Origin of the sequence: Chryseobacterium sp. PMSZPI (assembly GCF_002835665.1) — a bacterium.
Lineage (GTDB): Bacteria > Bacteroidota > Bacteroidia > Flavobacteriales > Weeksellaceae > Chryseobacterium.
Map to the genome: position 1 here is coordinate 18,560 of NZ_PIZV01000014.1, position 19,486 is coordinate 38,045.

The 19,486-nt window shown below is 33.4% G+C and carries 22 protein-coding genes; 4 read left to right on the forward strand and 18 right to left on the reverse strand.

The window, feature by feature from the left end; all coding sequences use genetic code 11:
- Window positions 1-16: 16 nt before the first annotated feature.
- The 8 genes from CW752_RS03460 to CW752_RS03495 all read right to left on the reverse strand — a co-directional run bounded on the left by CW752_RS03460 (window position 17) and on the right by CW752_RS03495 (window position 7,271).
- Window positions 17-436 (reverse strand): OsmC family protein, encoded by a 420-nt coding sequence (locus CW752_RS03460; protein WP_101238403.1) that lies wholly within the window; start codon window positions 434-436, stop codon window positions 17-19.
- A gap of 52 nt (window positions 437-488) precedes the next feature.
- Window positions 489-1,811: a DUF58 domain-containing protein gene (locus CW752_RS03465; protein WP_101238404.1), complete on the reverse strand. Its 1,323-nt coding sequence runs from the start codon at window positions 1,809-1,811 to the stop codon at window positions 489-491.
- Between the two features lie 71 nt (window positions 1,812-1,882).
- Window positions 1,883-2,233, reverse strand: a complete 351-nt coding sequence (locus CW752_RS03470) for a four helix bundle protein (protein WP_101238405.1) — start codon at window positions 2,231-2,233, stop codon at window positions 1,883-1,885.
- An 87-nt stretch (window positions 2,234-2,320) separates the two neighbouring features.
- On the reverse strand, window positions 2,321-3,322 hold the full coding sequence (locus tag CW752_RS03475) for an AAA family ATPase (protein WP_101238406.1): 1,002 nt from the start codon (window positions 3,320-3,322) through the stop codon (window positions 2,321-2,323).
- 72 nt (window positions 3,323-3,394) lie between these two features.
- Window positions 3,395-4,552: a hypothetical protein gene (locus CW752_RS03480; protein WP_101238407.1), complete on the reverse strand. Its 1,158-nt coding sequence runs from the start codon at window positions 4,550-4,552 to the stop codon at window positions 3,395-3,397.
- Between the two features lie 11 nt (window positions 4,553-4,563).
- Window positions 4,564-5,349, reverse strand: a complete 786-nt coding sequence (locus tag CW752_RS03485; RefSeq protein ID WP_101238408.1) for a DUF4129 domain-containing protein — start codon at window positions 5,347-5,349, stop codon at window positions 4,564-4,566.
- Window positions 5,342-6,304 (reverse strand): DUF4013 domain-containing protein, encoded by a 963-nt coding sequence (locus CW752_RS03490; protein WP_101238409.1) that lies wholly within the window; start codon window positions 6,302-6,304, stop codon window positions 5,342-5,344. The genes CW752_RS03485 and CW752_RS03490 overlap by 8 nt, the downstream gene beginning before the upstream one ends.
- The gene (locus CW752_RS03495; protein WP_101238410.1) at window positions 6,288-7,271 is read right to left on the reverse strand and encodes a stage II sporulation protein M; all 984 of its coding nucleotides are present in this window, start codon (window positions 7,269-7,271) and stop codon (window positions 6,288-6,290) included. Before CW752_RS03495 ends, CW752_RS03490 begins: the two co-directional genes overlap by 17 nt.
- A gap of 28 nt (window positions 7,272-7,299) precedes the next feature.
- On the opposite strand from CW752_RS03495, the gene CW752_RS03500 reads away from it, so the two are divergent.
- Window positions 7,300-8,046 carry an RDD family protein gene (locus CW752_RS03500; protein WP_101238411.1) on the forward strand — a complete coding sequence of 249 codons (747 nt, stop codon included), beginning with the start codon at window positions 7,300-7,302 and terminating at the stop codon, window positions 8,044-8,046.
- A gap of 47 nt (window positions 8,047-8,093) precedes the next feature.
- On the opposite strand, the gene gwsS is transcribed toward CW752_RS03500, so the two are convergent.
- The 4 genes from gwsS to CW752_RS03525 form a co-directional block, all read right to left on the reverse strand.
- On the reverse strand, window positions 8,094-9,167 hold the full coding sequence (gene gwsS, locus CW752_RS03505; protein WP_101238412.1) for a grasp-with-spasm system SPASM domain peptide maturase: 1,074 nt from the start codon (window positions 9,165-9,167) through the stop codon (window positions 8,094-8,096).
- A 205-nt stretch (window positions 9,168-9,372) separates the two neighbouring features.
- On the reverse strand, window positions 9,373-10,275 hold the full coding sequence (gwsG, locus tag CW752_RS03515; RefSeq protein ID WP_101238414.1) for a grasp-with-spasm system ATP-grasp peptide maturase: 903 nt from the start codon (window positions 10,273-10,275) through the stop codon (window positions 9,373-9,375).
- Between the two features lie 44 nt (window positions 10,276-10,319).
- Window positions 10,320-11,225: a hypothetical protein gene (locus CW752_RS03520; RefSeq protein ID WP_228401602.1), complete on the reverse strand. Its 906-nt coding sequence runs from the start codon at window positions 11,223-11,225 to the stop codon at window positions 10,320-10,322.
- A gap of 57 nt (window positions 11,226-11,282) precedes the next feature.
- Window positions 11,283-11,516, reverse strand: coding sequence for a grasp-with-spasm system A modified peptide (locus CW752_RS03525; protein ID WP_185117563.1), 234 nt, complete (start codon window positions 11,514-11,516; stop codon window positions 11,283-11,285).
- 299 nt (window positions 11,517-11,815) lie between these two features.
- Here CW752_RS03525 and CW752_RS03530 point away from each other — a divergent pair, with 299 nt between their 5' ends.
- Both CW752_RS03530 and CW752_RS03535 read left to right on the forward strand, forming a co-directional pair.
- A complete protein-coding gene (locus tag CW752_RS03530; protein ID WP_101238416.1) occupies window positions 11,816-12,190 on the forward strand; it encodes a helix-turn-helix transcriptional regulator in 375 nt (124 codons plus the stop codon).
- Between the two features lie 14 nt (window positions 12,191-12,204).
- Window positions 12,205-12,495 (forward strand): GNAT family N-acetyltransferase, encoded by a 291-nt coding sequence (locus tag CW752_RS03535; protein ID WP_101238417.1) that lies wholly within the window; start codon window positions 12,205-12,207, stop codon window positions 12,493-12,495.
- Here CW752_RS03535 and CW752_RS03540 read toward each other — a convergent pair.
- The 5 genes from CW752_RS03540 to smpB all read right to left on the reverse strand — a co-directional run bounded on the left by CW752_RS03540 (window position 12,484) and on the right by smpB (window position 17,298).
- Window positions 12,484-13,455 (reverse strand): glycosyltransferase family protein, encoded by a 972-nt coding sequence (locus CW752_RS03540; RefSeq protein ID WP_101238418.1) that lies wholly within the window; start codon window positions 13,453-13,455, stop codon window positions 12,484-12,486. The two genes, CW752_RS03535 and CW752_RS03540, sit on opposite strands and share 12 nt — an antisense overlap.
- A complete protein-coding gene (locus tag CW752_RS03545; RefSeq protein ID WP_101238419.1) occupies window positions 13,456-14,280 on the reverse strand; it encodes a UDP-2,3-diacylglucosamine diphosphatase in 825 nt (274 codons plus the stop codon).
- 137 nt (window positions 14,281-14,417) lie between these two features.
- Complete coding sequence (locus tag CW752_RS03550; RefSeq protein WP_101238420.1) at window positions 14,418-15,158, reverse strand: YebC/PmpR family DNA-binding transcriptional regulator; 741 nt, start codon at window positions 15,156-15,158, stop codon at window positions 14,418-14,420.
- Window positions 15,159-15,253: 95 nt separating this feature from the next.
- Entirely contained in the window at window positions 15,254-16,762 is a 1,509-nt protein-coding gene (locus tag CW752_RS03555; protein WP_101238421.1) for an OmpA family protein, read from the reverse strand.
- Between the two features lie 77 nt (window positions 16,763-16,839).
- Window positions 16,840-17,298: an SsrA-binding protein SmpB gene (gene smpB / locus CW752_RS03560; RefSeq protein ID WP_041462062.1), complete on the reverse strand. Its 459-nt coding sequence runs from the start codon at window positions 17,296-17,298 to the stop codon at window positions 16,840-16,842.
- Between the two features lie 121 nt (window positions 17,299-17,419).
- On the opposite strand from smpB, the gene CW752_RS03565 reads away from it, so the two are divergent.
- A complete protein-coding gene (locus tag CW752_RS03565; RefSeq protein WP_101238422.1) occupies window positions 17,420-19,042 on the forward strand; it encodes an ABC-F family ATP-binding cassette domain-containing protein in 1,623 nt (540 codons plus the stop codon).
- Between the two features lie 74 nt (window positions 19,043-19,116).
- Here the strand turns inward: CW752_RS03565 and CW752_RS03570 are convergent.
- The coding region (locus tag CW752_RS03570; RefSeq protein ID WP_145957850.1) for a M48 family metalloprotease at window positions 19,117-19,486 on the reverse strand (370 nt) is incomplete at its 5' end.

The window sequence follows — 19,486 nt, forward strand, 5'->3', positions numbered from 1 at the left end:
AGCCTCATGTATCGTTTTAAATTTTTTCTCCGTTAACGAATACTTCGTATCCGATTTCTACGTTAGGTTCTAACGTTTTGGATACTGAACAATATTTTTCAAAAGACAATTCCGCTGCTTTTAATGCTTTCTTAGGGTCAATTTCTCCTTCTAAGAGGAATTTTACTTTAATAGATTTAAAAGGTTTTGCATCATCTACCTGAACTCTCTCTCCTTCTACTTCCGCCTGGAAGTTTTTAATATCCTGACGTTGTTTCTTTAAAATGGAAACTACATCAATTCCGCTACATCCTGCGACTGCCATCAATACGCTTTCCATTGGAGATACACCTTTTGCTCCAGGCTGTGATGTGTTATCCAAAAGGATAGAATTTCCCTGAGAATTGGTACATTCAAATAAAAAATCGTCGTTTATTCTGTTAAGTGTTATTTTCATTATTGCTTATTGCTTATTGCTTATTGCTTATTGCTTATTGCTTATTACAAAATTATAAAATTCCTCTTGCTTTTATCTCTAAATATTTATTGATAACATCGATATTTAAATTTTCCGGAAGTGTATACACTGTATAAATACCATATTTACGAAGTTCCTGAATAATGAGTTTCTTTTCAAATTCAAATTTTTCAGAAATAATCTCATCATAAATTTCCTGCATATTTTCAGGGTTCTTGTGAATCAAAGTCTGCAATTCTGAATTTTTGAAAAAAACGACCACTAATAAATGGTTTTTGGCGATTCCTCGAAGATATTTTAACTGACGATTCAACCCATCCAATGTTTCAAAATTGGTAAAAAGTAAAATTAAACTCCTTTGATTGATAGAATATTTTACATCCTGATATAATCGGTTAAAATCACTTTCAAAAAAATCTGTTTTAATATTATAAAGGGCCTCAGATATTTTCTTTAATTGTCCTGATTTATTGTCTGCAGCAATTTTATTTTCGGCTTTTTTGGAAAAAGTCATCATCCCAGCTCTATCTCCTTTCCTTAAAATAATGTGAGACAAAGCCATTGTTGCATTGATGGAATAATCCAATAAACTTAATCCGTTAAAAGGCATTTTCATGGTTCTTCCTTTATCAATCAACATAAAAATACGCTGTGATTTTTCGTCTTGAAACTGGTTTACCATCAGACGATTGGTTTTGGAAGTTGCTTTCCAGTTGATTGTCCTGATATCATCTCCGGGAACATAGTCTTTGATTTGTTCAAATTCCATGGTATGACCCAATTTTCTCACTTTCTTGATACCACCTAACAAAAATTCACTTTGTAAAGCCATCAACTCATATTTTCTGAGATGGATAAAAGATGGATAAGCAGCCAGCATGGCATCTTTCTGAAAATTATATCTTTTGGAAACAAACCCTAAAGGTGATGAGGCATAAATATTCATGCTTCCGAAATGATACTCACCTCTTTCTTTAGGTTCTAATGAATATTGAAAAAATGTATTTGCTCCGGAATTAATTTGTTTTTCAATTAAAAAATCTCTCTTTTGAAATTGAAAAGGGATTTCATCAATAATTTTAGTCGTGATTTTAAAGTTGTAATTATTTTTAATATCAATCTTTACAAAATTTTCATCACCATTGGAAAGCTTTTCCGGCAGTATTCTTTGGGCCTGCAATGCATTTTTTTGGTTGAACAACAACAGGTAATCCACCATTACTGCAAGGAAACAGATCAACAGGACGATATGGGCACCCCACATCATCCCCGGAAAGAAAAATGCCAGAACATACAGTATTCCCACTCCGATGAGTGCAAAAAAGAAACGTGTATTGATGTATAAGTTTTTCATTATTTAGGTTGCAGGTTGCAGATTATAGGTTTTAGTTTATGTGGATGCTTATTAGCTTTTCATAATCATTATTATTGTAGGGAATTAATAAGTCCGTTCAACATTTTAGATATTCCTATAATCCTTTCATTTAGTTTTAAATAATCATCTTCATTTAAAAACCCAAGATTTTTTGAAATTATTAATTGTGTTTCCACTTCTGCACAACTGCCTCTTGCTATTTTTAAAAACTGTAAATAATCCGGTTTACTCCTTCTCGAGTTTCCCTCAGCAATATTAGAAGGTATAGAAACAGCAGACTTTCTTATTTGTGATATTAACCCGTAGATTTCGGTTTTGGGAAAAGTTTTAGTAATCCTATACATTTCAGTAACAAAATCAATCGATTTCTGCCAAACTAAAAGCTCTTTAAAATTTGCCATATATAATAATTCTGTAACTTTTTAAACATTCACTCACTATCAGCTGCTACCTGTTACCTGCTACCTATCATCTACTACCTATTAAACCTATCTCGGGATCTCTATTCCTTCTAAGATTTGACGGATAATTTCATCAGCGGTAAGTCCCTCCATTTCTCTTTCCGGAGAAACAATTACTCTATGTCTTAAAACAGCATAACTAGCTTCTTTAATATCTTCCGGTGTCACGAAGTCCCTTCCTCTCAATGCAGCAAATGCTTTTGATGCTGTAAGAAGGGCAAGTGAAGCTCTCGGAGATGCTCCCAGATATAAGAATTGATTTTCTCTGGTATTGATGATTATTTTCGCAATATATTCCATCAATTGAGACTCTACGATGATCTCTTTTACTAAATGTTGATAATTTTTTAGTTGTTCTGCCGTAATCACGCGGTTTACAACTTCAGTTTTATCTTCTTTCTTGCTTTCATGTTGATTTTTAATAATCGAAATCTCCTGCTCAAGGTTAGGATATCCTACATTAATCTTGAATAAGAAGCGATCCAATTGAGCTTCAGGAAGTCTATAAGTCCCCTCATGTTCTATTGGGTTTTGGGTAGCTACCACCAAAAACGGTTCTTCCATAATATATCGGATACCATCCATTGTGATTTGCCTTTCTTCCATTACTTCAAACAGGGCAGCCTGAGTTTTTGCCGGCGACCTGTTGATCTCATCGATTAATATAAAGTTGGAAAAAATAGGTCCTTTCTTAAATTCAAATTCTGAGTTTTTCACACTGAAAACAGAGGTTCCTAAAATATCGGAAGGCATAAGATCCGGCGTAAACTGAATTCTGCTGAAGCCTACATCAATGGTTTTAGCCAATAACTTTGCCGTAATGGTTTTCGCAACTCCCGGAACGCCTTCAATCAAAACATGACCGTTTGATAACAGGGCTGCCAATAGATGTTCTATCATATTCTCCTGTCCTACGATGACTTTAGCGATTTCAGATTTTACTTTATCTAAACTTGCACGAAGTTCGATCATATCTATCCTCGACTGAAATTGTTCTTCTTGTTTATTTTGGTTATCGAAGTTTTCCATATTTTTTTGTTTTTTTGATAGGACAAAGTCCTATCTTGGGTTAAATCGTCCCTTCGGGACTCTTTTGTTTCTTTATTTTAATATTTCATCCAGCAATGTATTGATCCTTGCAAGATCTTCTTTCATTACACTCGCATAAGGATCTTGTGCTTTTTTAATCAATACAATTGCTTCATTAATCGTGTCTATTGATTTTCCGGTCTTCAATTGTAGCTTTTTAGCAAATTCTGTATCTAAATTTTGGGTATCAATCAGTAAATCAATTCTTACTTTACTCAAAAAATATTGAGCTTTTTTAGCCATCATATCATGAAAATCACCTTCCTGGAGGTAAAGATTTCCAATACTTTTTACAAAATCTACGGATGTATTTCTCAATGGTTCTACAATAGGAACTATTCTTTGTTTTCTTTTTGCATTAAAGAAAATGAATAGTATCAGTCCTCCCAGAAAGACCCACCATGCATATTTTAAAGCCGGCTTCGATAATATAAATCTCATAAAGAAGCGTGAAGCATGACTGTTATTTTCAACAAACCAAATTGTTTCACGATCCTGAAGATAAGAAAAAACATCCTGTGCATATTTCACATTTCCAGGCTTCAGTAAGTAATAATTGGTAAGAAAAAGTGGCTCACTGTGAACATAAATATTTCCTTTTCCAAACTTTATTTTGATAAAGTTGGCCTGATCCGTATTCTTTTTTTCCACTGTTTTCCCTAATATCTCAACCTTTGGTTTGATAAAGGAGAATCCTCTACCTGATGGAAATTTGTCTAATATAATAAAATCATTTTCATACTTTTTGTCTGTAAATTTCAAGACATTCTCCTCTTCGAAAGAAATATCGGAATCATAATATCCAATGCTGTCTGAAACTTCCTTTGGCATACGGCTTACCATTAGCATGGCATCAGAACCTTTGGAAACCTGATCTAAAATCTTTTTCCACGATTCTTTATCAATATCGCTTTCAATAACGATGATATTATGAAGACCTTTTTTATGTTGATTATAATATTCGTAGGGAGCCTGTTCTATTTTCTTCAGATTATTTTTAAAAAGATTTTTCGCTTCATTATCAAAGACAAACAACCCGAAGGGAGATTTTTCATGAGGATCAAAGTTTTTGCGCCAATCTGTGGTTTCTTTTTTATTAACTTCAAGCAATGCCAAAATAACCATCACAACGATGAAAATTACAGCATATATTTTGAAAGTTTTATTCATGGTTAATTTTATTATGGTTTAAATGACTGGTATTGAGTTTTAAATTTCTGATAACTCTGCTCTTCTATATTGAATTCTCCGTACCAGACATAATCGAAGATGTAAGATAAATTAGTAAACTCATTTTTAAGATGGACAACCTTTAGCTCAGCAGCATAATCTTTATTTGTCTTTTCCGGGTTCCAGTTGATCAGTTTTTTATCACTTAATTTTTTAAGGATAAATAAAAACTGATAACGAACTGCGGAACGATAATCTCCTGCATTCTCAAACTTGGCAATACTTTCGGGAAAATTGATTTCATGGATATTTTCATGCAGTTCTTCTACATTCAGATCCAGTTTTTTATTCTTTTTACCAAAAATAAAACTTCCATCTTTCCCCATTATATATTTAATGACAAAATAAAGCAGAAAACCTACCAGAATAATGGCAAAAAGACGAACAAGAATCACTGTAAATTCACCGGATTTCTTAAAGACTGTTTCACCAAAAATACTTTGTAAGACCTGATCTATTTTTCTCAGCAATTTTTGCCAAAAAGATTCTCTTGGCTTTGATACTGTGTAATCGAATTCATTACCTTTATATCTCGACGGAATATTTTCCTTAAATTCTTTTGGATATACCCTATTTTCTGAAACCGGGTTTTTCATCAATACAGAATCTGCACGGAGCATATTCCGGTAATGTCCGGTATTCAAAGAGTCCAAATAATTATCCACAGGAGCCTGATCTTGAGCATGGATCAATCCCCAAGAAAACAAAAACAGTAATAAAAAAAGAGTTTTATTCATTGATCCCGATCGTGTCTATTTCTTCCAATTCAACTTTTTGGTGAAGGTCTGTTCTGCTGTCATAATACATCAACCCTGCATTCACATACATCAGATTTGCCAGAAAGAATGAAAACAACATTGAAACCCCATAGAATATAAAAAATACTATTCCTAATGCTCCTGTAAAAGGGTTCTCTTCAAAATTTCCATCCGGAGTAGAAGTTAGAATTGATCCATAAGAAAATAACATAGGTAAGATTGTAAAAACAGAACTTGCAATATAAATAATAATAAACATCACAAATGCTGCTCCCCAATATTTCCAATATGGCGATTTTTCTCCACCGTTCGGATAAGAAAACTGAGATCGTATAGAATAGCTCAGACTTTCAAAAAAGCCTCTACCGGAGTTAAAATAATCATACATCAAAAATGTAGTCACATTAAATATAGTAGGATAAACAAGCAAAACCAGGAAAAGTCCTATAATAATAAATATTAAGATATAAGAAAACCCTACAATAAACAGCGTTAATGGCATCATAATAAAAAGCATCCCCAGACACAGTTTTCCGATTCTTCCTGCGTTTGTCTTAAAGTCACCTAAAATTTCGTCAGTTTTCACCTTTTCTGCTCCTTGTGCAATTCTTTTAAGGTAGAATACCGGGTACAAATAATTAATGATAGCCAATACAACAAAAAGTAAAAATGTAAGCAACCCTACCACGATCAACATTCCTGCATTATCTGAGAAATATTGCTCAAAGTAATACGTTTCTCCTCCTAAATTAGATCCAAACAGCTGGGAGAAAAACTCTCTATATCCAAAAAATAAAACTGCCACCATTAAAATTAGCAGTAAGCCGTTGATCAGTATATAGTTCTTAAAGTAATTTTTACCATATAGCTTGAAAAAATTAAAGCTATCACTGATAAAAGTTCCGAAATCTCTTTTTTTATAAAATTGTATCATTGATGTGGTTATTCATTTTTTTATTGACAATCGACGGGTATACAAAATAGTAAAACCCAATCACCATAAGTGAGCCGACAATAATGAATAAATTCAGTATTAACGGCATTTTTAATGCATGTCTTGTTACATATCCTTCAATAATTCCTGCACAAATCGTAAAAGGAATGGTACTTAAAAATATTTTAAAAGAATCTTTAAATCCCTTTTTAAAAGAATTAAATCTTGAAAATGTTCTTGGAAACAGAATAGAAGCTCCCAAAATTAATCCGCACATCGCCTCTACTACCATCGCAAAAATCTCAAAAACTCCATGGAGCCAGATTCCTCTTGCACTGTCTTTCAGGGCACCATAATCATAGAAGAAATATTGAAATGATCCCAACATAACACTATTCGAAAGCAGCGCAAATAAAGTTCCGACACCTCCTATAATTCCATAAATATAGAGTTTTGCTCCTACCTGGATATTATTAAAAATAATCCCTATCGTTGTTCCCCAAGTGGTCCCACTTTGATATATGCCCACTGCATTATTATTTTTAATATTTTCAATGGTTTCATTGACGTAACTTTCCCCTAAAATAATATTGGCAAAATCTTTGTCATAAATGGCAGAAAGCACTCCTATTGAAGTAAACAAAATAAAAAAGAGAAACGCATACATCAAATACCGTCTATACTGGTAAACCAGCAAGGGGACTTCTGTCTTGAAAAAATAAACCAATTTATTTTCTTCTACTCTTTTTGTTTTGTAAATCTTTTGAAAGATCTGGGCAGAAAGATGGTTTAGATATACCGTAGTATTACTTTTAGGATAATAAGTCTGGGCAAAAGAAAGATCATTGATCAGGTTTATATACAATGAGGACAGGTCATCAGGATTTTTTTTAACTTTCCCTTGAATAACCTGTTCAATTCCCAACCATTTTTCTTTATTTTGTTTAATGAAATAAACTTCTCTCATAATTATTAAGGCTAAAATAATAAAAAATATGTCTCAAATTGCGATAAATACTTCACAAAATGTAAATATTAACTTTAATATTGCCAGCGTAGGGGAAAGAATGCTTGCATTTATCATCGACCTCCTTATAAGGGTCGCTTACGTCATTATTGTACTTTATCTGTTTTTTAATATTTTTAATTTGGGATATCTAATGGATGGCCTGGATCAATGGTCTGTCATGGCGATATATATTATCCTTACATTCCCAACCTATATTTACCCTGTAGTTTTGGAAAGCTTGATGGAAGGGCAAACTCCGGGAAAAAAACTCATGAAAATAAAAGTGGTAAAGATTGATGGATATCAGGCCAGTTTTGGAGATTATTTGATTCGTTGGGTATTCAGATTGATAGATGTTTCTTTTGCAGGTGTGGTCGCTTTAATTTCAATGATTGTATCTAAAAACAATCAGCGTTTGGGAGATATTGCCTCAGGAACCGCTGTTATCTCTTTGAAAAATAATATTAACATTTCTCACACAATTTTAGAAAACATCCATGAAGATTATATTCCGTCCTTCCCACAGGTTATTGCTCTAAGTGATAATGATATGAGAATCATTAAAGACAATTATACTAAAGCTTTGAAGGTAGATGACCGACAAATCATCAGCAAACTTTCCGATAAAATCAAAGGTATTCTGAAACTTGAAATAGACCCTACCAAAATGACGGAAAGGCAATTTATCAGTGTCATTATTAAAGATTATAACTATTACACGGGAAGAGAGTAATTCAATGTAACCATCCAGTAATTTAACAATGTAACAATTACTTCATATTATCTGATTTTATCATAACATTGTATAGCTTTCTGTTTCAACGGATTTTTGCTCCAGTCTTCCCATTGGCATGTATATGGATCATAGCCACATTTTAATGGTTTAGAAGTATCCAAACCAGCTTTATTGATATGAGTCCGTTCCGTGTAGGCTCTGCAATCTGTACAGATGTAACGGAATTCACAGTCTTTACATACTTCCACATAATCTTTAGTAAGATTCCAGTATTTCTTAAAATTCTTTTTTTTCAAGACATTTTCTAGACTGACACTATAAATATTTCCAAAGCTTTCCTGCATTAAAGGGCAATTTTTTATGTTACCATTCCTATCAATTCCAATTTTTTTATACAAACAAGAATTATGATTAATTGCCTCCATGATTTTTGGAAGATTAGTATTGAAATATTTCATATCAACTTTTCCACAAGAAGATATTTTCAAGTCCTCCTTAGTGAAGCTTACCATAAATCTTGATCTATTATTTACTTTAAAAGGATTTTTTTTACATCCATAAAAAACCAAATTGCATATTCTGGAAGTTATTTTATCAAGCTCCTCGATACAATCCGGATTAATATCAAAATGAAAAGGAGAATATATTTCAATATTTTCCAATGGTGTATTTTTAAAGAGTTCATCAATCTCTAAAAATTCTTTAAATGAAAAGTTTATTTCAGAATAGATGACCAAATGTCTTACTTCTAAACTTACTATAGACTGCTGTATTTTATAAAGGATATCTATATTTTCAAGCTCTATAAACAAGTCGGAAATTTTATTGTAATCATAGTGTTCATATGACAGCTGGGGGAAACTTCGATCCCAATCACTTTCTGTGATAAAACCATATTCATTAATCAACAAAAAATCTATATATTCCCAAGCTATTTTCTGAGATTCGATATCATAATTTTGAAGAATATTTTCAATAGAATGAATTTTCAAACTTTCTATAAAATCATATAATTCCAAGGAAAACAGCTCTGAAATATTTCTCTGTAAATCTGAGAGAAGTATTCTATTGACTCCCTTAGTAACTAATATATTTGAAAATAAATTAAAGTATTTCATAAAAGCCTAACCAAAGATTTTATAGGTTTTTCTTTCATATAAAAATCTGTCCCGTATTTCTTACATTCTATATAATATATAATCTCGGAACTTTTAATGAGTCCTTCTCTTTTCTTTATTGTTTCCACATATTTGAATGTAAGAGGAAGTTTATTTTTTTCATTGATAAAATTCTTCATTAAAATCAAAATATAATTGTTAAATGTTATAAATATTCAGCTATTTCTCTATCTAAAAAGTAATTACAGATTCTGGATACATTTAAGAATTGCCCAACCGGATTTACTTCAAGAAAATAAAATTTGTTATCTTTTTTTATAAAATCAATAGATCCACAATTGGGATCTAAAGACGTCATCAGTTGATGGATTTTTTCTTCAATATTATCCGGAAGTTTATAAGGTACATTTCTATTAGGCTTTTTATCATTATATTTTCTGTAATCTACTTTTGTTTGTTGATCCTTTTGCGAAAAAATAGCCATAGACCAACATTTACCATTCAGATAAAAGGCCCTGATTTCAAAATCTTTATCTATTTTTTCCTGAAAAAATGAAATAAAAAATTCATCCGTTCTATACTTATCTATGACTGCAGTATACATCACCCCATATATATCTTCACTTATATTTTCCAATGTAGGATTTCCGGCAATAGGCTTTACTATTGATTGTCCCAAATGTATATGGTTCGTGTTCTCAGCAAGATAATAAGAAGGGACATCCAATCCTAAATTTTCTGCTTTCTTAAGGACAAGCAATTTATTCACATGGCAATTGCTTTGCTTATTGATATATTTTTTGGATTCAAGCATTTTAATGACATAATCTTCCAGCCAATGTTGATGCTCACTCATATGCATATCGACAGAAGGATTTTCGTATTGTAGTCTTTTGAACTTTAGCCCACCTCTTCTATACCAAACACTCTCAATTTCATCAATAAAAAAACTATTTTTTGAACTCTCGATATAAATCCTCTTTTCTTTTGTTTTAATTTCAAAAACTTCATCCTCATTCACACGTATGAATTTTTTATCCATAACAAAAAGCCATTTAATGACTTCATCCGTTGTAGCTTCTTTATTTTTAGATATAATGAGTATCATTTCAGTAATTTTAAAATCTTTTTATGGCAATATTTGAGAAAATATCATTTTTCATTTTTCAATAACTCCCATATTGGTTTTGAAGAATCTTTTATAATAAGATTGGTATGTTTTAAACTTGGTAAGCCAATACTTTTCCTGTTTCGGTTTATTTTTGCAGAATCAGTTGATACATTTGGATTAAACCTATATATTCCCTCTTTATCTGCAAGAAAAGCCGGATTATCAACCATCAAGGTATAATCACGGGGTGGGCAGTCTCCAGACTGTACATACCCATACAGTTTTGTCCTTATCTGAGGGTAATATTCTTTTGTCTCATTCATATGGGTAAGAAAGGTGGTCATGGCAAAAAATGTATCATTAGGTCCCATAATTCCCATTTTTTGCGGAGTAGGATAACCATATTTCTGGAATGTCCAGAGAAGAAGTCTTGCATTCTTCATTACATTCTTCTGTGCCAAGGCTGTATCAAGTGGCCTTCTCCCTTCCTGGTCCCTTCTCATAGCCACTGTAAAAGAGTCTATGAGCATCTGGTTCAGATTTTTTTTCCAATCCGAAATTCTCTCTTTTACGTCAACACTATCTAATTTATATTTATCAAAAAGAGGAAAATATAATTTATAATAATCTCCATATGGAGCAATTAAAGGAATCAATTTTTTAAGATTTTTCTTTCCTCCGAAATCAACATTATAATGATCTGCCAAAATAAGATAAGTTTCATATTCTCGCAGACGTTCTTGATTTCTTGGCTCAAATTCTTCAAAAAGCTTTTTATATTTTTCTATTGCCAGCTTTGGATTATGTGCTATTCTATATATGCTATCAATTTCATTAACCTTTTGATAATATGCAATATAATTCTTTTTTTTACAAGCCGTAAAAAAAATAGAAATTGTAATTATAACGAAGAATGGCCTACAGATGGAGATATATTTATTCATCATATCTAGTAATTATTTATCATACAAAATAAGGAGGATTAAATCCTCCTTTAATTCTTGTTAATAAGGGTCTGTAGATACAGCACTTCCTACTGAAAGCCGGCGTGAGTACTTCCAAGTTCCTTCTACTGCATCAGTATAATAATCCACATCATATACAGGACCGTCAGGACCATTGTACCCCGATGATGCACTTCTACTACTTGCTGCCCCTCCTGAAATAGCTTGTAAATTTTTTAATCTTTTGTTTTCTAAAGAAGAGAAATCCCCCTTCATTCCATTTAATTTTTTCATAATAATTTTTTTAAATTGTTTTGTGTTACTATTAACATCATAAATATATCTAACAATCATGAAATAATTTTACAAATTTTATGTGATTTTTATGTGAATTTCTGTCCATAAAATATCTTTATATCCCTTATGAAAATCTGTATATAAGTTGCTATATAAAACGAATATTTTTCTATTCACAAGGGGTTCCATAAGATCAGAACCTTACAGATTATTAAAAAACCTTTGACGTTTAAACTGCTTTTATATCCATCCCAGCACATAAAATCATATATTTGTATCTACATAAAAACATCACAATGATCAAAAACCGACTCATCAAAGCCCGTAAGGCTAAAGAACAAACACAGGAAAGCATGGCAAAAATTCTGCATATGACACAGTCACAATACCAAAGAAGAGAAAAAGGAGAAATTAAGATTTCAGACGAAGAATGGGAACGCATAGCAAAAGCATTGGATACTCCTGTAGAAGATATAAAAGAGGATGACCAAGCCAATATTCATCAGGTAAATAATTACGACAATTATTCTGGCAATTATTCCGCAAGTAATAATTACTTTTATAACATTCCAGATTTCCTTCTTCAAAACCAACAAGAATACATTAACCTTCTGAAACAAGAAATAGAAGAACTTAAAGAACGTATCAAGATCCTGGAACAAAATAACTAGTAATCTATCTATCAATGAAATTTGAAAACAATAAATCCGGTAACGGTGGAGTTCTTACGCTGAATAACGAAATTAAAGAAATAGGAAGACTTACTTATACTATTTTTCCGGAAGATCATAAATTGATCATTTCTTTCGTTTTGGTACATCCTGAGTTTGAAGGCAGAGGAATGGGGAAATTTCTGGTAGAGGAAGCCATCAAATTTGCAAGAGAAAACAATTGGAAAGTATATCCTCACTGTTCATATGCAAGATCGGTAATGATGAGAATGAGTGATGTGGAGGATGTTTTTTTAAAGAATTAAAACTTCATTCAATAAAATATCTTCAATATCATTCGGGTAATCAACTTTTAGATGATAATCGGATGCCACCCATTCCATAATTTCCTGGAGATGTAAAACTTTAGAATTGGGAATCCCCATTTTATCTAAAGCACAAGCATTGCATTCCTGTTCGTACTGATTATGAATTGGAATTACAAACAACTTTTTATCCATAAAAAGTGCTTCTGCCGGAGTTTCAAAACCTGCATTGCATAAAATTCCTTCACAGCCCTCAAAATATTTCAGATACTGGCTTTCGTCAATAGGAAATACTTCTACATTTTTTATTTTAACGTGTACTTTACTATACTTCGAGAAGATCTTCCATTCTACCGGAACCTTTCTTAAAACCTTAATAATATTTTCATCAGCAAAACTGGGAAGATAAACGAGATAGTAACCTTGTTTGTAGGGGTTCAGATTTCTAATTTTTTTCCTGATAACAGGTTTTTTGATCTGAGGATGATAATTTTCAAAATGAAAACCTATTTTTCTTTCACTGGGAACGTAATATTTTAAAATCATTTCTCCAAGAAAGTCTTTCTTTTGAGGTTTGGGCGTTTCAGGAAAGCTCATCGATGCCTGATGGCTAAGTTCTATCATTGGTAAGCCTTTCAGTTTGGAAGCCCATCCTGTTAAAGGTTCATAGTCATTGATGATTAAGTCATATTGGGAGAGCTCCATTTCCTTTATCGTTTTAACCGCATTCAGAAATTTATTCTCTGTAAACGTTTTACGATAGGATAAACCGCCTGTTTTATTATAAAGAAGGGAAATGCCTCTGTATTGGAAATTAATGTCAAAATCAGCCTTTAATTGCGATTGATGACCACTTATCAATGTATCTACCGAAGCATGCCTTTTGAGAATAGGAATAATCTCCTGTGCCCTTGCTACATGTCCGTTTCCGGTACCTTGAAATGCGTACAGGACCTTCATTTAAGAAAAATTAGTTACGATTTTTAAAAGATCAGAGTTATCCATTTCCTGAATTTCCTCCACTTCATCATCTTTTAGCAGATGCTTATGCTCATCATAGTAAAAAATTTTCCATTCTTTATCGTTGTATTCTAACGCTGATAAATTTTCAATCCAGTCACCGGAATTCAGATATGTACAAGAACCTTTCTTATTCACAACTTCTCGAATTTGTGGTTGATGAATATGTCCGCAAACAACATAGTCATAATGATTATCAATAGCCAGTTCGGAGGCTGTCAGCTCAAAGTCACCGATGTACTTTACCGCTTTTTTCACATTATTTTTTATTTTTTTTGAAAATGAATATTTCTCTTTACCCATTTTCTCCAAAAACCAATTAACAACATTATTGATAATAATTAAAAGATCATATCCTTTCCCACCAAGTTTGGCTATCCATTTAGAATGTTGAACGGATGCGTCGAAAACATCTCCATGAAAGATCCAGGTTTTCTTTTGATCAATATCCAGACAAATTTTATTACAAACTTTAAGCTTGCCGAGCTCAAAATCAGTAAACTTACGGAACATCTCATCATGATTACCTGTAATATAATACACTTCCGTATTTTTAGTAGCCAGTGAGATAATCTTCTTGATCACTTTTAAATGAGGTTTAGGGAAGTAAGACTTTTTGAACTGCCAGATATCAATAATATCTCCATTCAAAACTAAAGTTTCAGGCTGGATGGAATTGAGATATCTCAGTAATTCTTTAGCCTTACATCCATAAGTTCCCAAATGAACATCCGATATGACAACTAATTCAACGTTTCTTTTCATCCGTATATTTTCAGCTTTTTAAAATTTGCCGGACGGAATGCCTTTATTTTTCCAGTATTAAAAAACATCAGGCATTTCATCGTTTTATACAAAGAAACTAATTGAAAGTTAACTGTATATGAATGCTATATTATTTTTTATAAAGAGTTCATAAGCTCTTCTGTGATTTCCATATTGTGGTAAACGTTTTGAACATCATCGTCCTCTTCGAAACGTTCAAGCATTTTCATATTTGCTTTGAATTGTTCTTCGTTTACTTCTTTGGTATTGTTTGGAATTCTTTGTAATTCCGCACTCTTAGCTTCAATACCCAGGTCGTCTAATTTGTGAGATAAAGATCCGAAATCTTCAAAAGCAGTAGTAATCATTACTTCTTCTTCATCTTTTTCTACATCTTCTGCTCCACCATCGATCATTTCCATTTCAAAATCATCCCAATCCATTTTGATTTGAGCTAAATCGATAGTAAAAATTCCTTTTCTATCAAAGATGAAAGCAAGTTCACCATTTTTCCCAAGGTTCCCATCAAACTTATTGAAAACAGCCCTTACGTTGGCTACAGTTCTTGTTGTGTTGTTTGTAGTACATTCCACAAAGAAAGCAACACCACCTTGTCCGTATCCTTCATAAGTGATTTCTTCATAGTTTTCTGCATCAGCACCACTAGCTTTTTTAATGGCTCTTTCTACGTTATCCTTAGGCATGTTGGCCCCTTTGGCGTTTTGGATACATCTTCTTAAAGCCGGGTTGGATTCCGGATCCGGCCCTCCTGCTTTTACTGCTAATGCAATATCTTTTCCTATTTTAGAGAATGTCTTGGCCATTTTATCCCATCTGGCCATTTTAGAAGCTTTTCTATATTCAAATGCTCTTCCCATTTTATTTTTAAAATTTTCAACAAAATTACTTAAAAGTCAACAAAAAAAAAATACCTCCAAAAAAATTGGAGGTATTCATTATTTAGAAAAATTAATTATTTTTTCTTTTTAGCTGGAGCTTTTTTCTTAGCTGGAGCTTTACCTTTCTTCACTACAGTCTTCTTCACTACTACGTCTAGATCAGATTTCTTAAGTGCATCCCAAGCAGCACCGTTTACAGCTTCTACAACTACTTTTCTGTCTACCATTCTTTCAGCGTCAGTTGCTTTAGCAGGAACTTTAGCGTCTCTAGAACCAACACCTGTAGATTTTAACTGCATACCGTTAACTCCTCTAGCTTCAAGAGCAGCAACAACTGAAGCAGCTCTTTCTCTTGAAAGTTTCAAGTTGTAAGCAGCAGCACCTTTAGCATCTGTGTGACCAGTTACTAAGAATGTACCATCGTTAGATTCTTTGATAACTTTAGCAGCATCATCTAACTTAGTATTAGATTCAGGTCTGATTGTAGCTTTGTTGAAGTTGAACAAGATACCTTTAAGAGCACCTGTAGCTTCATCAGCGATCACGTCTTTTGGTTTAGGACATCCGTTGTATTTAGCAAGACCTGGAACTGTAGGACAAGCATCATCTTTATCTAAGATACCGTCACCATCTGTATCTGGCCAAGGACAACCGTTGTTTTCTTTTGGACCTGCTACTGTAGGACAAGCATCATCTTTGTCGATAACACCGTCACCATCTGTATCTGGCCAAGGACAACCGTTGTTTTCAACTGGACCAGCTACGTCTGGACATTGATCGTCTTTATCTGGAACTCCGTCACCGTCTGTATCAGGACATCCTTGGAATTCTGGTAAACCTGGTGTATCTGGACAAAGGTCATCTTTATCTAGGATACCATCCTTATCTCTATCTCTGTTTCCGAATCTAAATAAGATAGATGCAGAAGCTTGCCAGAAGTTAGCAACTGTAGATTTGTCACCTGGAGTTGACACATAATCTCCTTGAACACCAAGACCGAAGTTCTTAGTTACCCAGAAGTTAGCACCAGCACCAGTAGCTACTGTAAAGAAGTTAGCTTTACCGTTTTCATTACCATCCTTACCGTTTGGTACAGATTCGATTGGATTACCATTAGTATCTACAGCTGTTCTTGGGAAAGAAAGTGCAGTATAGTCATGTCTTAGGTAGTTAGCACCAACTCTTAAATATGGATCAAACCAAGATTCTTCGTTCCATAAAAGACCTGCAGCGTGAGCCTGGAAACCAAGACCTGTCATTAGGAAAAATTCTTTCCCCATGTTGAATTTTTTGTTTTCAACATTTCCAACAGAAGTTTGCCAGTCAATAACTAAACCTTTTCCAACGTTTCTAGCAACTGTTAACTTAGATAATGGAGGCGTAATAGAGAAATTGTTCACATTGAACATTCTCTTTGTTAAATTTTGAGCAGAGAACGTATTACTCGTCTTAGTTCTTGCCGCTATATGGTTTTCTGCGTGAGCACCAACTCCGATTAACCACGGATTGTTGGTAGTCTGTGCGAAAACAGTAGAGGCAACGGTAAGCGCCAATGCTGAAATTCCTAATTTTAGATTTTTCATAGAATTAAATGATTAAATAATTGATAATGCAAAATAAATATAATTTTTCTTTATACACAAAGTTTTTCAAATGATTTTTAACTTTTCTTTAATATTCTGTCCAGGTTCCGTTTATTTTCTCTATCTTTTATCGCCTCTCTTTTATCGAAAAGCTTTTTCCCTCTACCCAGCGCTATCAGCACCTTTGCCTTACCTCTATCTGTGATATATAACTTTAAAGGGATAATAGTGTTTCCGGCATCCTTTAACTTTTTTTCAAGTTTCTGCAATTCTTTTTTGTGCAACAGCAATTTCCGTTCCCTTTTTGTTTTGTGATTGTAAAAAGTTCCCAATTTATACTCATCAATCATCATGTTGATGATGTATAATTCCCCATCAATAAACTGACAGAACGATTCTGTAATGGATGCCTTGGAAGAGCGTAAAGATTTTATTTCCGTACCTGTTAAAACCATTCCGGCTTCATATTCTTCAAGAATTTCATATTCAAAGCGGGCTCTTCTATTTAATATATTAACTGTTTTCTCAATCTTCATCATTTTAAAATTTCGTTAATGAAATATATAAAAAATACCATACATTTAAAAACTTGACTATTATATTATTACAAAATACCCAAATTCTTTTTGTATTTTTGCGCCAAATTTACAAAACTATATGTTAACAGTATCTAACTTATCTTTACAATTCGGGAAAAGAGTTCTTTTTGACGAGGTAAATATTATGTTTACCAAAGGAAACTGCTACGGGATCATCGGAGCAAACGGTGCGGGAAAGTCTACATTCCTTAAAATATTAACAGGAAAGCAGGATCCAACAACAGGTAACGTATCTCTGGAACCAGGGAAAAGAATGTCAGTTTTGGAGCAGGATCACTTTGCTTACGATCAGTATACTGTCCTTGAAGCAGTTTTGAGAGGAAACAAAAAATTATTTGAGATAAAAGAGGAAATGGATGCGTTATACGCAAAAGAAGATTTCTCTGATGAAGACGGTATTAAGGCTGGTGAACTAGGTGTACTTTATGATGAAATGGGTGGATGGACTGCAGAATCTGATGCACAAACCATGCTTTCAAACGTAGGAATTACAGAAGATATGCACTGGCAATTGATGGGGGAACTTGAGAACAAGGACAAAGTAAAGGTTCTTTTGGCTCAGGCACTTTTCGGAAACCCGGATGTATTGATTCTGGATGAGCCTACCAACGACCTTGACATTGATACCATCTCCTGGTTAGAAGACTTCCTTGCTGACTATGAGAATACGGTAATCGTGGTTTCTCACGACCGTCACTTCTTGGATACAGTCTGTACTCACATTGGTGACTTGGATTATTCTAAACTGAACCTTTATACGGGGAACTACTCTTTCTGGTATCAGGCATCTCAATTAGCAACAAGACAAAGAGCTCAGGCAAACAAAAAAGCTGAAGAGAAGAAAAAAGAACTTCAGGACTTCATCGCAAGATTCAGCTCCAACGTGGCTAAAGCAAAACAAGCTACAGCCAGAAAGAAAATGATTGATAAATTGAACATCGATGATATCAAACCATCTTCAAGAAGATATCCGGCTATTATTTTCGAAATGGAAAGAGAAGCAGGAGATCAGATTCTGGATGTAAAAGGTCTTGAAAAAACTAAAGACGGTGAACTTTTATTCTCAAATATTGATTTAAATCTTAAAAAAGGAGATAAAGTAGCTGTACTTTCAAAAAACTCTTTAGCAATCACAGAATTCTTTGAAATTTTAGCGGGTAATGTACCGGCAGACAAAGGAACATTTGCCTGGGGAGTTACAACGACTCAGTCTCATATGCCTTTGGATAACACAAGTTTCTTCCAGGAAGATCAAAGCTTGGTTGACTGGCTGAGACAATTCACTAAAAACGATGAAGAGCGCCATGAAGAATTTGTAAGAGGATTCTTAGGAAGAATGCTTTTCTCGGGTGATGAGGCATTGAAATCTTGTAAAGTACTTTCCGGAGGTGAAAAAATGAGATGTATGTTCAGTAGAATGATGCTTCAGAAAGCAAATATTCTTTTATTAGATGAACCTACCAATCACTTAGACCTTGAAAGTATCACAACTTTGAACAACTCTTTGTCTAACTTTAAAGGAAATATTTTGTTGGCTTCTCATGACCACGAAATGCTTCAAACGGTTTGTAACAGAATCATTGAATTGACACCTAAAGGAATCATCGATAGAGAAATGACTTACGATGAATATCTTGCTGACAAAAAAGTAAAAGAATTAAGAGAACAAATGTATTCTTAATCTTATCACTAAACATAAAAACACCTCAAAGAAGTTTCTTTGAGGTGTTTTCGTTTAAACAATAAATTAAATAATTATTTTGTCAATTTCGTTGTTGGAATAGAAACAGTTCCCGGATCTTTCCACAATCCATCTTTCTCTGCTCTTTTCTTAATTGCCTGCGCTCTTTTTTCGCTATCCGGATGAGAATTGAACATTTTCTCAAAACCTGATTGGTGACTTCCTTCTGAAAGTAAAGCGAGTTTCCTGAACGCCGTATAAGCTCCTACAACATCATACTTATTCGCTTTCATGAAATCATATGAATAGGTATCAGCTTCAGATTCTTGCTTTTTACTGTGAGAAGCATCGATAAAAGCATTAGCCATTTTCCCGATTTGGCTCTCATTAAGAGTTGCCACAGCAGAAGAGGCTGATGAAGCTGCGTCAAGTGCTGCAGCCTTC

Excerpts from the sequence above, each read along its gene's own strand:
- CW752_RS03460 (WP_101238403.1), bottom strand. The coding sequence starts at position 436 with ATGAAAATAACACTTAACAGAATAAACGACGATTTTTTATTTGAATGT.
- CW752_RS03490 (WP_101238409.1), bottom strand. The coding sequence starts at position 6,304 with ATGATACAATTTTATAAAAAAAGAGATTTCGGAACTTTTATCAGTGAT.
- CW752_RS03550 (WP_101238420.1), bottom strand. The coding sequence starts at position 15,158 with ATGGGAAGAGCATTTGAATATAGAAAAGCTTCTAAAATGGCCAGATGG.
- CW752_RS03545 (WP_101238419.1), bottom strand. The coding sequence starts at position 14,280 with ATGAAAAGAAACGTTGAATTAGTTGTCATATCGGATGTTCATTTGGGA.
- CW752_RS03495 (WP_101238410.1), bottom strand. The coding sequence starts at position 7,271 with ATGAGAGAAGTTTATTTCATTAAACAAAATAAAGAAAAATGGTTGGGA.
- CW752_RS03470 (WP_101238405.1), bottom strand. The coding sequence starts at position 2,233 with ATGGCAAATTTTAAAGAGCTTTTAGTTTGGCAGAAATCGATTGATTTT.
- CW752_RS03530 (WP_101238416.1), top strand. The coding sequence starts at position 11,816 with ATGATCAAAAACCGACTCATCAAAGCCCGTAAGGCTAAAGAACAAACA.
- CW752_RS03520 (WP_228401602.1), bottom strand. The coding sequence starts at position 11,225 with ATGATGAATAAATATATCTCCATCTGTAGGCCATTCTTCGTTATAATT.
- CW752_RS03540 (WP_101238418.1), bottom strand. The coding sequence starts at position 13,455 with ATGAAGGTCCTGTACGCATTTCAAGGTACCGGAAACGGACATGTAGCA.
- CW752_RS03485 (WP_101238408.1), bottom strand. The coding sequence starts at position 5,349 with ATGAATAAAACTCTTTTTTTATTACTGTTTTTGTTTTCTTGGGGATTG.
- gwsG (WP_101238414.1), bottom strand. The coding sequence starts at position 10,275 with ATGATACTCATTATATCTAAAAATAAAGAAGCTACAACGGATGAAGTC.
- CW752_RS03480 (WP_101238407.1), bottom strand. The coding sequence starts at position 4,552 with ATGAATAAAACTTTCAAAATATATGCTGTAATTTTCATCGTTGTGATG.
- CW752_RS03535 (WP_101238417.1), top strand. The coding sequence starts at position 12,205 with ATGAAATTTGAAAACAATAAATCCGGTAACGGTGGAGTTCTTACGCTG.
- CW752_RS03525 (WP_185117563.1), bottom strand. The coding sequence starts at position 11,516 with ATGAAAAAATTAAATGGAATGAAGGGGGATTTCTCTTCTTTAGAAAAC.
- CW752_RS03565 (WP_101238422.1), top strand. The coding sequence starts at position 17,420 with ATGTTAACAGTATCTAACTTATCTTTACAATTCGGGAAAAGAGTTCTT.
- CW752_RS03465 (WP_101238404.1), bottom strand. The coding sequence starts at position 1,811 with ATGAAAAACTTATACATCAATACACGTTTCTTTTTTGCACTCATCGGA.
- CW752_RS03475 (WP_101238406.1), bottom strand. The coding sequence starts at position 3,322 with ATGGAAAACTTCGATAACCAAAATAAACAAGAAGAACAATTTCAGTCG.
- CW752_RS03500 (WP_101238411.1), top strand. The coding sequence starts at position 7,300 with ATGTCTCAAATTGCGATAAATACTTCACAAAATGTAAATATTAACTTT.
- gwsS (WP_101238412.1), bottom strand. The coding sequence starts at position 9,167 with ATGAAATACTTTAATTTATTTTCAAATATATTAGTTACTAAGGGAGTC.
- smpB (WP_041462062.1), bottom strand. The coding sequence starts at position 17,298 with ATGAAGATTGAGAAAACAGTTAATATATTAAATAGAAGAGCCCGCTTT.
- CW752_RS03555 (WP_101238421.1), bottom strand. The coding sequence starts at position 16,762 with ATGAAAAATCTAAAATTAGGAATTTCAGCATTGGCGCTTACCGTTGCC.